Origin of the sequence: Corynebacterium pollutisoli, assembly GCF_900177745.1 — a bacterium.
Lineage (GTDB): Bacteria > Actinomycetota > Actinomycetes > Mycobacteriales > Mycobacteriaceae > Corynebacterium > Corynebacterium pollutisoli.
Genome location: NZ_FXAR01000004.1, coordinates 149,441 through 164,394, shown reverse-complemented (window position 1 = coordinate 164,394; position 14,954 = coordinate 149,441). Strand labels below are relative to the sequence as shown.

Annotated in this window: 17 protein-coding genes; 9 read left to right on the top strand and 8 right to left on the bottom strand. The window is 67.5% G+C overall.

Annotated features, from left to right (window positions below):
• The first annotated feature begins 85 nt into the window (after window positions 1-85).
• The 7 genes from B9Y70_RS07050 (at window position 86) to B9Y70_RS07020 (ending at window position 6,209) form a co-directional block, all read left to right on the top strand.
• Window positions 86-733, top strand: a complete 648-nt coding sequence (locus B9Y70_RS07050) for a TIGR03089 family protein (RefSeq protein ID WP_085549560.1) — start codon at window positions 86-88, stop codon at window positions 731-733.
• Window positions 734-865: 132 nt separating this feature from the next.
• Window positions 866-1,870: an ABC transporter ATP-binding protein gene (locus B9Y70_RS07045; RefSeq protein WP_085549559.1), complete on the top strand. Its 1,005-nt coding sequence runs from the start codon at window positions 866-868 to the stop codon at window positions 1,868-1,870.
• A 103-nt stretch (window positions 1,871-1,973) separates the two neighbouring features.
• Window positions 1,974-3,287 (top strand): ABC transporter substrate-binding protein, encoded by a 1,314-nt coding sequence (locus B9Y70_RS07040; protein WP_085549558.1) that lies wholly within the window; start codon window positions 1,974-1,976, stop codon window positions 3,285-3,287.
• Window positions 3,288-3,389: 102 nt separating this feature from the next.
• A complete protein-coding gene (locus tag B9Y70_RS07035) occupies window positions 3,390-4,400 on the top strand; it encodes a carbohydrate ABC transporter permease (protein WP_085549557.1) in 1,011 nt (336 codons plus the stop codon).
• Window positions 4,397-5,224, top strand: coding sequence for a carbohydrate ABC transporter permease (locus B9Y70_RS07030; RefSeq protein ID WP_085549556.1), 828 nt, complete (start codon window positions 4,397-4,399; stop codon window positions 5,222-5,224). Before B9Y70_RS07035 ends, B9Y70_RS07030 begins: the two co-directional genes overlap by 4 nt.
• 3 nt (window positions 5,225-5,227) lie before the next feature.
• Window positions 5,228-5,437 (top strand): hypothetical protein, encoded by a 210-nt coding sequence (locus tag B9Y70_RS07025; RefSeq protein WP_085549555.1) that lies wholly within the window; start codon window positions 5,228-5,230, stop codon window positions 5,435-5,437.
• A 124-nt stretch (window positions 5,438-5,561) separates the two neighbouring features.
• Window positions 5,562-6,209: a DUF4352 domain-containing protein gene (locus B9Y70_RS07020; RefSeq protein ID WP_085549554.1), complete on the top strand. Its 648-nt coding sequence runs from the start codon at window positions 5,562-5,564 to the stop codon at window positions 6,207-6,209.
• On the opposite strand, the gene B9Y70_RS07015 is transcribed toward B9Y70_RS07020, so the two are convergent.
• The 8 genes from B9Y70_RS07015 to B9Y70_RS06980 all read right to left on the bottom strand — a co-directional run bounded on the left by B9Y70_RS07015 (window position 6,187) and on the right by B9Y70_RS06980 (window position 11,918).
• Window positions 6,187-6,660, bottom strand: a complete 474-nt coding sequence (locus tag B9Y70_RS07015) for a YdcF family protein (protein ID WP_085549642.1) — start codon at window positions 6,658-6,660, stop codon at window positions 6,187-6,189. The genes B9Y70_RS07020 and B9Y70_RS07015 overlap by 23 nt on opposite strands.
• A 4-nt stretch (window positions 6,661-6,664) precedes the next feature.
• Complete coding sequence (locus tag B9Y70_RS07010; RefSeq protein ID WP_143337559.1) at window positions 6,665-7,105, bottom strand: hypothetical protein; 441 nt, start codon at window positions 7,103-7,105, stop codon at window positions 6,665-6,667.
• Window positions 7,102-7,368 (bottom strand): hypothetical protein, encoded by a 267-nt coding sequence (locus B9Y70_RS07005; protein WP_085549552.1) that lies wholly within the window; start codon window positions 7,366-7,368, stop codon window positions 7,102-7,104. The genes B9Y70_RS07010 and B9Y70_RS07005 overlap by 4 nt, the downstream gene beginning before the upstream one ends.
• A 58-nt stretch (window positions 7,369-7,426) precedes the next feature.
• Window positions 7,427-8,809: an NAD-dependent succinate-semialdehyde dehydrogenase gene (locus B9Y70_RS07000; RefSeq protein WP_085549551.1), complete on the bottom strand. Its 1,383-nt coding sequence runs from the start codon at window positions 8,807-8,809 to the stop codon at window positions 7,427-7,429.
• 48 nt (window positions 8,810-8,857) lie between these two features.
• Complete coding sequence (gene purE / locus B9Y70_RS06995) at window positions 8,858-9,358, bottom strand: 5-(carboxyamino)imidazole ribonucleotide mutase (RefSeq protein ID WP_085549550.1); 501 nt, start codon at window positions 9,356-9,358, stop codon at window positions 8,858-8,860.
• 9 nt (window positions 9,359-9,367) lie between these two features.
• Window positions 9,368-10,585: a 5-(carboxyamino)imidazole ribonucleotide synthase gene (locus B9Y70_RS06990; RefSeq protein ID WP_085549549.1), complete on the bottom strand. Its 1,218-nt coding sequence runs from the start codon at window positions 10,583-10,585 to the stop codon at window positions 9,368-9,370.
• A 64-nt stretch (window positions 10,586-10,649) separates the two neighbouring features.
• On the bottom strand, window positions 10,650-11,123 hold the full coding sequence (locus B9Y70_RS06985; RefSeq protein ID WP_085549548.1) for a PH domain-containing protein: 474 nt from the start codon (window positions 11,121-11,123) through the stop codon (window positions 10,650-10,652).
• A gap of 24 nt (window positions 11,124-11,147) precedes the next feature.
• On the bottom strand, window positions 11,148-11,918 hold the full coding sequence (locus B9Y70_RS06980) for a biotin--[acetyl-CoA-carboxylase] ligase (protein WP_240309160.1): 771 nt from the start codon (window positions 11,916-11,918) through the stop codon (window positions 11,148-11,150).
• A gap of 154 nt (window positions 11,919-12,072) precedes the next feature.
• Here B9Y70_RS06980 and B9Y70_RS06975 point away from each other — a divergent pair, with 154 nt between their 5' ends.
• Window positions 12,073-13,704: an acyl-CoA carboxylase subunit beta gene (locus B9Y70_RS06975; RefSeq protein ID WP_085549546.1), complete on the top strand. Its 1,632-nt coding sequence runs from the start codon at window positions 12,073-12,075 to the stop codon at window positions 13,702-13,704.
• 117 nt (window positions 13,705-13,821) lie between these two features.
• Window positions 13,822-14,952: an AAA family ATPase gene (locus B9Y70_RS06970; protein WP_240309159.1), complete on the top strand. Its 1,131-nt coding sequence runs from the start codon at window positions 13,822-13,824 to the stop codon at window positions 14,950-14,952.
• Window positions 14,953-14,954: the final 2 nt, after the last annotated feature.

Here is a 14,954-nt window from a genome sequence, read left to right as displayed (position 1 = left end):
GGCTGTCCCCTAATTTACGCGAAACTGATTTTGCGTGGGCACTTACACGAGCATTGATGTCGCCATCTGCCTACGATGGGGCGGCATGGAGCTTCTCGCACACCTGCTTCGGACCGATCCCTCCGCGCCGCGCCTGACCGTCTACAACGAATCCACCGGCGCCCGACTCGACTTCTCGGCCCTGACGCTGGACAACTGGGCAGCGAAGGTCGGCAACATGCTGCTCGAGGAACTCGACCTCGACACCACCTCCCGCATCGTCATCGATCTGCCCGTGAGCTGGCAGTCCGTCGCCATCACCCTCGGGGCGCTGGCCGCCGAGGTGGAGTGGGGCTTCGACGGCGACGGGGACGTCGTCTTCACCTCCCCCGACTCCTTCGAGCGGTGGACCGGGCAGGGGCGTGACATCGTCCTGGTCACCGACGACCCCTTTGGCCGCGGAGTCGTCGAATCCGGCGGCCAGCTGCCCGCCGGCGCCGTCGACTTCGGCCCCACCGTCCGCTTCTACGGCGACGACTTCTACGGCCCCGCCCCCGCGCTCATCGACGTCGTCGTCGCCGCCGGTGGCCCCGAGCGCGTCCTCTCCACCGGGTGGACCTCCGAGGACGGCCTCGTCCGCTCCGTTCTGGAGCCGCTCTCGGCCGGGGGATCCGCCGTGGTCGTCGCCGGCATGGTCGACGCGGAGCGCCTCGCGGAGATCGCGGCCGCCGAGAAGGTGACCGTGCGGCTGTAGTCGGGGGCCGGAGGGAGATCGCCGGTACATAGTGGGTTTTCCGGACCTCCGGAAGAGGCGAACGTACCGGCGATCACCCTGACCCGCGCTTATCGACGCCGCCGCAGGCAGTCACGGTGTTATCGTTCACACATGGCAACGGTCACATTCGACAAGGTGTCCATCCGCTACCCCGGTGCTGAGCGCCCGACCGTCCAGGACCTGGATCTGGAGATCGCGGACGGCGAGTTTCTCGTGCTGGTGGGCCCCTCGGGCTGCGGTAAGTCGACGACGCTCCGCGCCCTGGCGGGGCTGGAGCCGGTGGATTCCGGACACCTGCTCATCGACGGCAAGGACGTCACCGGCGTGGAGCCGGGCGACCGGGACATCGCGATGGTCTTCCAGAACTACGCCCTGTACCCGCACCTAAGCGTCGCGAAGAACATGGGTTTCGCCCTCAAGCTGGCGAAGATGCCGCAGAGCGAGATCAGGCAGCGGGTGCAGAACGCGGCGGAGATGCTGGGCCTCGAGGAGTTCCTCGACCGCAAGCCGAAGGACCTGTCCGGCGGTCAGCGCCAGCGCGTGGCCATGGGCCGCGCGATCGTGCGTGACCCCAAGGTGTTCCTCATGGATGAGCCGCTGTCGAACCTCGACGCCAAGCTGCGCGTGCAGACCCGCGCCGAGCTGGCCGCCCTGCAGCGTCGCCTGGGAACCACCACCGTGTACGTCACCCATGATCAGGTCGAGGCCATGACGATGGGCGACCGCGTGGCGGTGCTCAAGGACGGCATCCTCCAGCAGGTAGCTCCCCCACGCGAGCTGTACGACGCCCCGGTCAACGAGTTCGTCGCCGGCTTCATCGGCTCCCCCTCCATGAACCTCTTCCCCGGCGACGGCCTGACCCTCGGCGTGCGCCCGGAGGCGATGCGCGTGGTCGCCGACGGGCAGGTTCCCGACGGCTGGGTGAGCCGTGAGGGCATCGTCGACCTCGTCGAGGAGCTCGGGTCAGAGTCCTACGTCTACGCCTCCAGCGAGGGGGTCCGCCTCGTCGCCCGGCTGGCCGAGCAGGACGTGCCGCCGCGCGGTGCGCCGGTGACGTTCGCCTTCGATCCGGCGCAGGCCCACCGCTTCGATCCGTCCTCCGGGAATCGACTCTGATTCCCCCCCCCGGCAGGGGGTGATCCAGGCCAAATGCGGCCGGAGGTATTACCTGAATCACTACATTTGGGGGCACACATAGTTCCTGAAAGGTGAATCACAGATGAACATCGCACTGAAGCGTCCGGGCCGTTCCCTGGCTGCCCTCGCCATCGTCTCCACCGTGGTTCTCGCAGGTTGCGCCGACGACGGCGGCACCGACGAGACCACCACGGCCACCGACACCGCGACCGCCACGGACACCACCACCGCCACCGAGGCGGCCTCGGACTCCGAGGAGGGTCGCGGCCCGATCACCTTCGCCATGGGCAAGAACGACACCGACAAGATCATCCCGATCATCGAGAAGTGGAACGCGGAGCACCCGGACGAGGAGGTCACCCTCTCCGAGCTCGCCGGTGAGGCCGACGCTCAGCGTGAGACCCTGGTCCAGTCCCTGCAGGCCGGCAACTCCGACTACGACGTCATGGCTCTCGACGTCATCTGGACCGCCGACTTCGCCGCCAACGAGTGGCTGGCCCCGCTGACCGGTGACCTCGAGGTCGACACCTCCGACCTGCTACAGTCCACCGTCGACTCCGCCACCTACAACGGCACCCTCTACGCTCTGCCGCAGAACACCAACGGCCAGCTGCTGTTCCGCAACACCGAGATCATCCCGGAGGCCCCGACCAACTGGGCCGAGCTCGAGGCGTCCTGCGCCGACATCGAGAGCGACTGCCTCACCCTGCAGCTCAAGCAGTACGAGGGCCTGACCGTCAACACCGTCGGCTTCATGGAGGGCTGGGGCGGCTCCGTCCTCGACGACGCCGGTGAGGTCACCGTCGACTCCGACGAGGCCAAGGCAGGCCTGCAGGCACTGGTCGACGCCTACGAGAACGGCACCATCGCCTCCGCCTCCACCTCCGCCACGGAGGAGGAGACCAACCTGGCCTTCGTCGGTGGCGAAACCGCCTACGCCATCAACTGGCCGTACATGTTCACCAACGCGGAGGGCGAGACCTCCGAGGTCGCGGACAACTTCGAGGTCCAGCCGCTGGTCGGCCAGGACGGTGTCGGTGTCTCCACCCTGGGTGGCTACAACAACGGCATCAATATCAACTCCGAGAACAAGCTCACCGCTCTCGACTTCATCCAGTTCATCATCAACGAGGAGAACCAGACCTCCTTCGCCGAGGCCTCCTTCCCGCCGGTCCTCGCCTCCATCTACGAGGACGAGGCCCTGGTCGAGCAGTTCCCGTACCTGCCGGCCCTCAAGGAGTCCCTGGAGAACGCCGCCCCGCGTCCGGTCTCCCCGTTCTACACCGCCATCTCCAAGGCGATCCAGGACAACGCCTACGCTGCCCTGACCGCCGGTAAGTCCGTCGACGATGCCACCGCCGACATGAAGGCAGCCATCGAGCAGGCCTCCAACTAAGCGACTGCGTAAGCGTCGATAAGCAACACCGCTAAGACCTGCCCCCTCGGGCGGGTCTTTTGTGGTTCTGTGGGATGTAACACTTATCCGAAGGAGCCGCACATGAACACACGTGCCGGTCAGGCCCGCTCGGCGGCCTGGCTGATCGCCCCCGCGCTCATCGTCCTGGCCATCGTCATCGGCTACCCGATCCTCCGCGCGGTCTTCCTGTCCTTCCAGGCGGACAGATCCCTCGACCCGACCACGGGTCTCTTCGTCGAGGGTGGCTTCGCCGGCTTCGACCACTACCTGTACTGGCTGTCCAACCGGTGCATGTCCCCCTCCGGAAACGTCTCGACGTGCCCCCCGGGTGTCCTGGCCACCGACTTCTGGCCGGCCGTGCGGATCACCCTATTCTTCACGGTGGTGACCGTCACCCTGGAGACCATCCTGGGCATGTTCATGGCGCTGGTGATGAACCGCGAGTTCCGCGGCCGTGGTCTGGTCCGCGCCGCCGTGCTCATCCCGTGGGCCATCCCCACCGCCGTCACCGCGAAGCTGTGGCAGTTCATTTTCGCCGACCGCGGCATCGTCAACTCGTTGTTCGACACGAGCATCTCGTGGACGACGGACCCCTGGGCGGCGCGCTCCGCCGTCATCATCGCCGACGTGTGGAAGACGGCGCCCTTCATGGCGCTGCTCATCCTCGCCGGGCTGCAGATGATCCCCAAGGACGTCTACGAGGCCGCGCGTGTCGACGGCGCCTCCCGCTGGCAGCAGTTCTGGCAGATCACCATGCCGCTGGTGAAGCCCGCCCTCATGGTGGCGGTCCTGTTCCGCACCCTCGACGCGCTGCGCATGTACGACCTGCCGGTCATCATGATCTCCGCGTCCTCCAACTCCCCCACCGCCACCATCTCCCAGCTGGTGGTCGAGGACATGCGGCAGAACAACTTCAACTCCGCCTCCGCCCTGTCGACGCTCATCTTCCTGCTCATCTTCGCCGTGGCGTTCATCATGATCCGCTTCCTCGGGGCGGACGTGTCCGGGCAGCGCGGCGTCAAGGGCCGGAAGGTCCCGGGAGTGAAGAAGCGTCAACAGGTGAAGATGAAGGAAGAGGAGGTCGTGGCATGAGACGCGCAACGCTGTGGCACTACCTGGGAGTGCTGTTCATCATGTTCTGGGGCCTGGCGCCCTTCTACTGGATGGTCATCGTCGCGCTACGCGACAAGCGCTACACCTTCGACACCACCCCGTGGCCCACGCACGTCACCCTGGAGAACTTCCAGGACGCCCTGGCCACCGACAAGGGCAACGACTTCCTCGGGGCGATCGGCAACTCACTGCTCATCTCGATCGCGACGACGTCGCTCGCCGTCCTCGTCGGCGTGTTCACCGCCTACGCCCTCGCCCGCCTCAACTTCCCGGGCAAGGGCCTGGTCACCGGCATCATCCTCGCCGCCTCCATGTTCCCGGGCATCGCGCTGGTCACCCCGCTGTTCCAGCTCTTCGGTGACCTGGGGTGGATCGGCACCTACCGGGCGATGATCATCCCGAACATCTCCTTCGCCCTGCCGCTGACCATCTACACGCTGGTCTCCTTCTTCCGACAGCTGCCGTGGGAGCTCGAGGAGGCCGCGCGTGTCGACGGCGCCTCCCGCGGTCAGGCCTTCCGCCTGGTCCTGCTCCCCCTGGCCGCACCCGCCCTGTTCACCACGGCGATCCTGGCGTTCATCGCCACCTGGAACGAGTTCATGCTCGCCCGCCAGCTGTCGACGACCGCCACCGAGCCCGTCACCGTGGCCATCGCCCGTTTCTCCGGGCCGAGCGCCTTCGAGTACCCCTACGCCTCCATCATGGCCGCGGGTGCCCTCGTCACCGTGCCGCTCATCATCATGGTGCTGATCTTCCAGCGCCGTATCGTCTCCGGCCTCACCGCCGGCGGTGTGAAGGCGTAGACGATGTCGAACCCGGAGCCGAGCGATTCCGGGCGGGGTCAGCGGCGCGAGCTGCAGCATGAGACCCTGCTCGGTTTCCTCGGCTTTTTCGCGTTCCTCTCCCTGGTGCAGGCGGTGGCCAACCTCTTCGCGCCCGAACCCGCGCTGTGGCCGGGTGTGTTGGCCGCGGTCCTCGTCGGTCTGACGTGGTGGGTGTGGCGGCGTCGTAAATGACACCCGTGTAGTTTATGTGTGCGATCGAACACATGGACTAGGTTTCCCAGGTCATGTCCGGGGTGCCCGATAGCTTCTGGGGTGTCACCAACTCGGGTGGCCCAGCACGCAAGGAGCCTCAGAGATGAGCACCCCGCAGAATTTCGACCAGAACCAGTTCCCCCAGGGGCAGCCCTACCAGGCCCCGCCGGTGGAGCAGCCGAAGAAAAAGAAGAAGTGGCCGTGGATCGTCGGCATCGTCGCCGCCCTCGTCGTCTTCGGTGCCGCCACCGGCGGTGACTCCGACGACGCGACGACCGACACCGTCGAGGCTGTCGAGGCTGCCGAGGCCCCGGCAGCCGAGCCGGTTGCCGCGGAGGCTGAGGCGGAGGCAGAGGCTCCCGTCGAGGAGGCCCCCGCCGAGCAGCCGGGCGATCTGCAGATCGGCGAGACCACCGAACTCGGCGGCATGCAGGTGACGGTGAGCAACGCCCGCTTCGCCTCGGACTACTTCGGCAGCTACGTCTGCGTCGACGTGGACCTGGCCAACGTCGCCGACAGCAAGAAGCACTTCAGCCAGTTCGACTTCGAGCTGGAGAAGCCCAACGGCGTCGTCGCCGACACCACCTTCACCGGCCTGGACATCAGGAACCTGGAGACTGCCGAGCTGAACCCGGGTGGTAACACCAACGGAACCGTCTGCTTCGATGGCGACAACACGCCGGGCGAGTACAAGGCGCTCTACAAGGGCGGCTTCTTCGACACCCCCGTCAGCTGGAGCGTGACGCTCTAGCCAGTAATCTCCGCCACCCGATCCGCAGGGCCGAGTGAGGCAGGGCCAGGCACTCCCGCAGCGCCGCGACCACCAGGTCGCGGCGCTGTGTCTCTGCGCCCACCACGTGCACGGGGATGCCCAGGTGCCAGGCCCACAGCCGCGTGCGAGGGACGTGGAAGTCGGAGGTCACCACGGTCCACCGCTCGACACCGGGGATGAGGGCGTGGGCCCGTTCAAGGTTCTCGTTGGTGGAGCGGGCGTACGGCTCCCGCACCACCAGGTCCGGGTCGACCCCGTGCTCCACCAGCCAGTGCGCCATCGCGGCGGCCTCGCCGTCGCCGGAGACGACGACCTGGACGGGGTCGGGGGCGGCGTCGATAAGCGAGACGGCCGCGCGCAGCCGGTCAACGAGGATACGACTCGGGTAGCCGTGCAGCGTGCGGGCGCCGAGAACGAGAAGGGGCATCAGGCTCCTAGAGGAAACGCTCCGCGGATTCGCGGACCGTGTCGGCGTGGATGACCGCCTCAATCCTATTCGCCGGTGTGGTGGCGGCCTGCAGGGCCTCCTGCGCGGCGATGAGCTGCCGGTGGAGGGAGGAGGTCTCCTCATCCCGGCCGTGGAGCGGGGTGCCGATGCCCTTGGTGAGGCGGAGCATCTCCCACCGGCTGAGGGTCTCGCTGAGGTCGAAGGAGGCGTCGCGGACCAGCTCCTCGACCTCCGCGTCCGCGGCGGCGTTGCGTTCCGCCGCGCCGCGGCAGGTGGCGGCCTGGAGGAAGAAGTGGACACCCGCGGCCAGGCCGGCCAGCGGTGCTGCCACAGCGAGAACCCACAGGGCCACGCCGATCAGCCACAGGATCGCACCGAGAATGAGCACGCCGACAAGCAGCATGCCGCAACCACTGTTCCGGTTCATGAGTTCAGCCACACCCACATCGAGTCGGCCAGCAGGTAGAGGCCCCAGCCGAGAATGAATCCGAGCGCGATGGCGCCCACCCCGAGGAGGATCGGCACGAGCGGGCTCGTCGGGGTGGGGCGGCGCTCAAGGTCGAGGGCGAGGCGACGCAGGCTGGTACGGACGGCGGCGCGGTCAGCATCGGTGACGGCGGTGCGGCGACGGGTGCGCAGCCACGTGACGTCCGCGGCGCTGATGACCGGGGCAGGGTTCATGTCATTCATACCCGCACCGTATCCGGCGGCCCGGACATGAACCCTACCCATGATCGAACTGCTGTACCTACGGTGCTTCGTTCACCCGGAAGAGATGCTCGTTGGCGAACTCGTCGACACCCCACTGTCCCAGCTCGCGGCCGTAACCGGAGCGGCCGATCCCGCCGAAGGGCTGGCCCGGCGCGCCGCCGCCCGCCTCGTTGATCCACGTCATGCCGGCCTCCATGCGGGAGGCGACATCGCGGGCCAGATCGAGGTCGGCGGAGTACACGTAGCTGCCGAGCCCGTAGTCGGTGTCGTTGGCGATCGCCACCGCCTCCTCCACATCCGCCGCCCGGTAGAGCAGCGCGACGGGGCCGAAGATCTCGTTGCGACCGATGTCCGCGCGCGGGTCGACGTCGGTGAGCAGGGCCGGTTCCATGTACGCGCCGTCGCGGTCGAGGGCCCGCCCGCCGACGACGACCGTCGCGTCACCGTTCTGCGCCGCGTCCTCGATCCTTTCGACGATCTCGTCGCGGGCGCTTATCGACGACAGCGGACCCACCTTCGCCGACTCGTCATCCCACGGCCCCACCGTGAGACCACCGATCTTGTCGGTGAGGTACTCGAGCGCCCGGTCGTAGAACTCGTCGAGGACGATGAGCCTCTTCGGCGCGGTGCAGGACTGTCCGGCGTTGGACATGCGCGCCCCGACGTAGCGGCGCAGCACCTGGTCGAGATTGTGGTCGTCGAGCACCACGAACGGGTCGTTGCCGCCGAGTTCGAGGAGGGATTTCTTGTAGTGCTCACCGGCGGTCTTCGCGACGGCCGCACCCGCGTCCTCCGAACCCGTCAGGGACACCGCCGCCACGCGCTTGTCCGCGATGAAGGCGTCCATCTGCGACCCGGCGGCGTAGATGTTCTGGAACACCCCCTCCGGCAGCCCGGCCTCGACGAGGATGTCCTCGCACGCCTGCGAGGACAGCGGGCAGATCGACGCGTGCTTGAGCACGAGCGCGTTACCCACCAGCAGGTTCGGCGCCGCCCAGCGGGCCACCTGGTAGTAGGGGTAGTTCCACGGCATGATGCCCACCACCACACCCAGCGGGTCCTTGCGCACGAAGGTCCGCAGGGAGCCCTCGGCGGGAAGCTCCCGGTCGGCCATGACATCGTGGGCGTGGTCGGCGTACCACTCGTAGATCTTCGCGACGGTGCCCAGCTCCCCCACTGCCTGACGGCGCAGCTTGCCCATCTCCCGGCCGATCAACGCAGCGAGTTCGTCCTCCCGCTCCCGGTAGATCTCGGCGGTACGGCGCAGGATCTGCGCCCGCTCCTCGAGGGTGGTGGTGCGCCACTCGCGCTGGGCGGCGGTAGCGCGGTCGAGGATGGCGTCGCGGTCGGCGTCGTCGATGCGGGTGAACGAGTCCTCGGACTCGCCGGTGCTGGGGTTCTCCACTGCGAAAGTAGTCATGCCCCCTGCATACCTTCGATGCAGGGGGCACGGCAATGACGGGTGGGGTCAGCCCTCGAGGAGGCTCTTCCGCAGGCGCTCGTCCTTGGCCTCCACCTCGGCGGCCATTGTCCGCTGGTACTCGGCCATCTTCTCGGTCAGCGCCTGGTCACCGGCCCCGAGGATGCGCACGGCCAACAGACCGGCGTTCTTCGCTCCGCCGATGGAGACAGTCGCCACCGGCACACCCGCGGGCATCTGCACGATGGACAGCAGCGAATCAAGGCCGTCGAGGTCGGCCAGCGCACGCGGCACGCCGATGACCGGCAGCGGGGTGGCCGCGGCGACCATGCCCGGCAGGTGGGCGGCACCACCGGCGCAGGCGATGATGGCCTTGAGACCGCGCTCGTGGGCGGACTTGGCGTAGCTGAGCATGCGCTCCGGGGTGCGGTGCGCGGACATGACGCCCACCTCGAAGGGCACGCCGAACTCGGCGAGCGCCTCAGCGGCGGGGGCGACGGTGGGCCAGTCCGAATCCGAGCCCATGATGATGCCGACAAGCGGGGACATGATTTCTCCTTAAGCGATGTAGCCGTCCGCCCAGCGGGCGGTGACGAGGTAGTGGGCGGCCAGACGAGCTTCTCGACGAACGCGCTCCAGCTCCGCGCCCGCGAGGTTGACGTGGCCGATCTTCCGGCCGGCGCGGTACGTCTTGCCGTACATGTGGATCTTGGCCTCGGGGAAACGGGCGTGGACGTCGAGCATGCGCTCGGCCATGGGCTTCTCCGGGTCGGTGTCACCGCCGAGGACGTTGGCCATGACGGTGACGGGGGCGGTCTGGCGCACGGAGCCGAGCGGCCAGTCGAGGACGGCCCGCAGGTGCTGCTCGAACTGGCTGGTCACGCAGCCGTCCTGGGTCCAGTGACCGGTGTTGTGCGGGCGCATCGCCAGCTCGTTGACGGCGATGGTGGGCTGGCCGTTCTCGTCGCGGTACTCGAAGAGCTCCACGGCGAGGGCACCGGTGACGCCGAGCTCCTCGGCGACGGTGACGGCCAGCTGCTGGGCGCGCTCCGCCAGCTCCGGGGACAGGTCCGGGGCGGGGGCGACGGCCTCGGTGCAGATGCCGTCGGTCTGGACGGACTCGACGACCGGCCACGGCACGACCTCCCCGGAGGGGCGGCGGGCGACCATGGCGGACAGTTCGCGGACGAGCGCCACCTTCTTCTCTGCCATGAGCGGGGTGCCGGCGTCGAGAAGCTCACTGACGAGGGAGTCGAGCTCGGACGGCGACGGGAACCACACGCCGTGGCCGTCGTAGCCGCCGCGGCGGGCCTTGAGGCACACCGCGCCGTCGACGGCCGCGGAGAACGCGCGGGCGTCCTCGACCGACTCGATGGCGGCAAACGGCGGGACCGGGGCGCCGATCTCACGCAGCTTCTTCCGCATGACCAGCTTGTCCTGGGCGTTGACCAGGGCGTCGGGGCCGGGCTGGACGTTGACACCCTCGGCGATGAGCTGGTGCAGGTGCTCGGTGGGCACGTGCTCGTGGTCGAAGGTCATGACGCTGGCGCCCTCGACCGCGATGCGCAGATCAGCGAGGTCGGTGTAGTCACCGAGGACGACGTCGGCCGCGACCTGCGCCGCGGAGGAGTCGGGCGCGCCGGCCAACAGGCGGATCGACTGGCCGAGCTCGATCGCCTCCGTCTGCATCATGCGGGCCAGCTGACCGTCACCGATGACGGCGACGATCGGCATGCCGGGTACGTGGGCGTTCGGGTTACCTGCGGGATCAGTCACGGCCTTAACTATAGCCAGCGGGCCCGCGTTCCCCGAAGCGCGCGGGGGCGGCGATCTCCGCCCGTCACCAGTAGCGCACCGGCGCCGGCGGGAGGGACTCCTCGATCATGGCGGTGACCCGCTTCGCGCGCGGCACGTCGGGGAAGTACAGGGGCCGCTCATAGCCGACGATGGCCAGGTAGATCCCGTTGCGACGACGCTGCACGGATCGGATGTCCCGGAAGGGGATGGAGTCGGTGCGGGCGTTGAACTCCCCGGCGCGGACCACCAGACGCTGGTCGGTGACCACGAAACGACGGCGGCGGGACTTCAGCAGCGGCCAGACGAAGCGCCAGAACGCCAGCACCAGCCAGACCAGGACGACGGCGTTGCGCAGCTGCGGGTCGACGACGGAGCCGGGCTGGTCGAGCCAGCCGATGAGCATCCAGCTCAGACCGGTGACCAGGATCAGTTCCAGGGCAGGGAAGGTCAGCGAGTGGAGCGGCGCCGTGAGGTCGGCGCGCACCACTTCTCCTCGTACCGGTCGGAACAGTCCCATGGGTGGGGATCCTACCCGCGCCGTCTAATAGGAGGTATCCGAGCGGCGGAGGAGCGTGACGTCGCCGGCGGAGATGAGGTGCCGCTCGCCGTCGGTGGTGAGCAGGTCGATCCGGCCGTCGGGGGCGACGTCGGTGACCTCGCCGAAGAGATCGCCGGTGGCGGTGGCCACGCGGACGGGTTTGCCGATGGTGATGCACTCCCGCCGGTAGTCGTCCATGAATGTGCGGTCGCCGCTGGCCCACTGCCCGATGCGGCGGTGCAGGGCCCCGAGGACCGCCACCGTCATGTCGTCCACCTCGACGGCGACACCCTCCAGCGCCAGGGAGGTGGCGTGCGGCACCGGCAGCTGCTCCTGCGTGAGGGAGACGTTGACGCCCAGGCCGACGACCACCCGGGGGTCCTCGGGGAAGCCGGCGGCCTCGGCGAGGATGCCGCACAGTTTCCTCCCGTTCCACAGGACGTCATTGGGCCATTTGAGGGCCGGCCCGTCGGTGACCCCGGAGATCTCGCGCACCGCGTCGAGCACGGCCAGGCCGGCTGCCAGGGGGACGGTGCCGAGGCGGTCGAGCTCCGCCTTCCCGGGCCGGAGCAGCACGGACATGATGGACTGCGTGCCCGGCGGAGAGGCCCAGGGGCGCCCCAGGCGCCCACGCCCGGCGGTCTGCGCACCGGCGACGAGGACGGTGAAGGCGGGGGCGGCGGCGTCGGCAAGCAGGTCGGCGTTGGTGGATCCGGTGGAATCCACCCGGCGGACCGCGGCGTACCCGGGGAGGCGGGAGGCGAGGGAGTTCACGCCGCCCACCATAACCCGCGTCACACACGTCACTTCCGACACGCCGATGTTTTGCGGAAAAAACAACCATCACCTGCAGAAACACTAATAGTGATACGCATCACACCACTTTCGTTATGGAAACTAGCGGCAAACCGGTCTACACTCCCCAAACATGACCATTTCCTCACCTTTGACGGACCTGTCCGAGCTGACCGACGTCACCACCACCGCCGGCAAGATCGCCGACCTGAAGCGTCGCCGTGCCGAGGCCACCTACCCGATGGGTGAGAAGGCCGTCGAGCGCGTCCACTCCCAGAAGCGCCTCACCGCGCGTGAGCGCCTCGATTACCTCCTCGACGAGGGGTCCTTCGTCGAGACCGACATGCTGGCCAAGCACCGCACCACCGATTTCGGCATGGGCAAGAAGCGCCCGACCACCGACGGCATCGTCACCGGCTGGGGCACCATCGACGGCCGCGAGGTATGCATCTTCTCCCAGGACGGCACCGTCTTCGGTGGCGCCCTCGGCGAGGTGTACGGCGAGAAGATGATCAAGATCATGGACCTGGCCGTCACCACCGGCCGTCCGCTCATCGGCCTGTACGAGGGCGCTGGCGCCCGTATCCAGGACGGCGCGGTCTCCCTCGACCAGATCGCCCGCACCTTCTACCAGAACATCCACGCCTCCGGCGTTGTGCCGCAGATCTCCGTGATCATGGGCGCCTGCGCCGGCGGTAACGCCTACTCCCCGGCCCTGACCGACTTCGTGGTCATGGTCGACCAGACCTCCAAGATGTTCGTCACCGGCCCCGACGTCATCAAGACCGTCACCGGCGAGGAGATCACCCAGGAGGAGCTGGGCGGCGCCACCACCCACATGTCCACCGCCGGTAACTCCCACTTCACCGCGAAGACCGACGAAGAGGCCCTCGACTGGGTCCACGACCTGGTCGGCTTCCTGCCGTCCAACAACCGCACCGTCGCCCCGTACGAGGAGTTCTCCGCCGACGAGGGCGCCGTGGGTGACAACATCACCGCCGACGACCTCAAGCTGGACGGCATCATCCCGGACTCCCCGACCCAGCCGTACGACGTGCGCGAGGTCATCGAGTGCCTCACCGACGACGGCGAGTACCTGGAGATCCAGGCCGAGCGCGCCGAGAACGTCGTCATCGCCTTCGGCCGCATCGAGGGCCAGTCCGTCGGCTTCGTCGCCAACCAGCCGTCCGTCTACGCCGGCTGCCTCGACATCGACTCCTCCGAGAAGGCCGCCCGCTTCATCCGCACCTGCGACGCCTTCAACATCCCCATCGTCCTGCTTGTCGACGTCCCCGGCTTCCTGCCCGGCGCCGGCCAGGAGTACGGCGGCATCCTGCGCCGCGGCGCGAAGCTGCTCTACGCCTACGGCGAGGCCACCGTCCCGAAGATCACCGTCACCATGCGCAAGGCCTACGGCGGCGCGTACTGCGTCATGGGTTCCAAGGGCCTCGGTGCCGACGTCAACCTGGCGTGGCCGACCGCCCAGATCGCCGTCATGGGTGCCGCCGGTGCCGTGGGCTTCATCTACCGCAAGGAGCTCAAGGAGGCCTCCGACAAGGGCCTCGACGTGGTCGAGCTGGCCAAGTCCTTCGAGCGCGAGTACGAGGACCACATGCTCAACCCGTACAAGGCGGCCGAGCGTGGCCTCATCGACGCGGTCATCCTCCCGTCGGAGACCCGCGGCATGATCGCCCGTAACCTGCGCCTGTACAAGGACAAGAACGTGTCCCGTCCGGCCCGCAAGCACGGCAACATCCCGCTGTAAACCTGCTCTTCAGAGCAAGCTCGGAGCCCGGTTCCCCGGCTACACTGGCGGAGGAACCGGGCTTTTCCTGACCCCCTCACCCGGTAAGGAGTCGCATTGAAGATCACGTCACTGTCCGTGGACAACTGGCGCAATTTCCGCTCGGTCGACTTCGCCATCGGAGATCGCCTGATCGTCGTGGGCCCCAACGCGTCTGGCAAGTCAAACTTCCTCGACCTGTTCCGTTTCCTGGGTGATATCGCTGCTGACGGCGGTGGGCTCGCCGCTGCGCTGGACAGCCGGGGCGGGATGTCAAAGGTCAGGAGTTTGTTCGGGCGCAACAATGCGAACGGGAGGCTGCGGATCCGGGTCTCACTTCTCGACGGTGACGTGTCCTGGGACTACGAGCTGTCGATCAAGAGTGAGCCTCGTGGCCACCACCGTCCCCTGGTCGATTCGGAGATAGTGACACGAAACGGGGACGTCATTCTCACCCGTCCGGATGACGACGATAACCAGGATCCGGAGCTTCTCACACAGACCCACCTGGAGCAAATTTTCACCAACAAGTCTTTCCGGGCGATCGCCGACTACTTCAAGTCGATCCGGTACTTCCACCTGTCCCCTCAGGCGATCCGGGAACCCGCACCAGGCTCCCATCACGACGAGCCCTACGGAAGTGGCTTTCTCAGCGCCATCAATTCCACGAAGCCGAAAACCCGTACCAAGTGGTTGTCGACGATCCAGGAAGCTCTCCAGTCGGCGGTACCGCAATTCGAGTCGCTGAATCTCGAAGTCGACGATTCCGGCCAGCCGCACCTTATCGCCGGTTACCGGAACTGGCGTCAGAGTCCCGCCCTCCAGCAGGAGTCGGAATTCTCAGACGGAACTCTCCGACTCATCGGTCTGCTGTGGGCGGTGATCTCTTCCCGCACCTCAGGAGGCCTGCTGCTGCTGGAAGAACCCGAGCTCTCCCTCAACGCGGCTATCGTTCGGTCCCTGCCAACTATGATGGCATCCGCCCAGCGAGGTAATGATCTGCAGGTTTTCATGTCGACACACTCGCCTGATCTCTTGGATGACGAGGGCGTCCACCCATCCGAGGTTCTCGTCCTCACGGTTGGCAGCAATGGTACTGAGGCCGATCTGCTGTCGGGTATCGACGAAGCACAGCCCCTACTGAAGGCGGGTCTTCCGCGCGCGGAAATTGTGGCCGGCCTGATCAACCCCCTCGATCTCAGTATCCTGCCCCGGACCCTGGCGGGGTGAGA

Excerpts from the sequence above, each read along its gene's own strand:
- B9Y70_RS06975 (WP_085549546.1), top strand. The coding sequence starts at position 12,073 with ATGACCATTTCCTCACCTTTGACGGACCTGTCCGAGCTGACCGACGTC.
- B9Y70_RS07000 (WP_085549551.1), bottom strand. The coding sequence starts at position 8,809 with ATGACTACTTTCGCAGTGGAGAACCCCAGCACCGGCGAGTCCGAGGAC.
- B9Y70_RS06985 (WP_085549548.1), bottom strand. The coding sequence starts at position 11,123 with ATGGGACTGTTCCGACCGGTACGAGGAGAAGTGGTGCGCGCCGACCTC.
- B9Y70_RS07020 (WP_085549554.1), top strand. The coding sequence starts at position 5,562 with ATGAGCACCCCGCAGAATTTCGACCAGAACCAGTTCCCCCAGGGGCAG.
- B9Y70_RS07045 (WP_085549559.1), top strand. The coding sequence starts at position 866 with ATGGCAACGGTCACATTCGACAAGGTGTCCATCCGCTACCCCGGTGCT.
- B9Y70_RS07005 (WP_085549552.1), bottom strand. The coding sequence starts at position 7,368 with ATGAATGACATGAACCCTGCCCCGGTCATCAGCGCCGCGGACGTCACG.
- B9Y70_RS07050 (WP_085549560.1), top strand. The coding sequence starts at position 86 with ATGGAGCTTCTCGCACACCTGCTTCGGACCGATCCCTCCGCGCCGCGC.
- B9Y70_RS07010 (WP_143337559.1), bottom strand. The coding sequence starts at position 7,105 with ATGAACCGGAACAGTGGTTGCGGCATGCTGCTTGTCGGCGTGCTCATT.
- B9Y70_RS07030 (WP_085549556.1), top strand. The coding sequence starts at position 4,397 with ATGAGACGCGCAACGCTGTGGCACTACCTGGGAGTGCTGTTCATCATG.
- B9Y70_RS07025 (WP_085549555.1), top strand. The coding sequence starts at position 5,228 with ATGTCGAACCCGGAGCCGAGCGATTCCGGGCGGGGTCAGCGGCGCGAG.
- B9Y70_RS07040 (WP_085549558.1), top strand. The coding sequence starts at position 1,974 with ATGAACATCGCACTGAAGCGTCCGGGCCGTTCCCTGGCTGCCCTCGCC.
- B9Y70_RS07035 (WP_085549557.1), top strand. The coding sequence starts at position 3,390 with ATGAACACACGTGCCGGTCAGGCCCGCTCGGCGGCCTGGCTGATCGCC.
- purE (WP_085549550.1), bottom strand. The coding sequence starts at position 9,358 with ATGTCCCCGCTTGTCGGCATCATCATGGGCTCGGATTCGGACTGGCCC.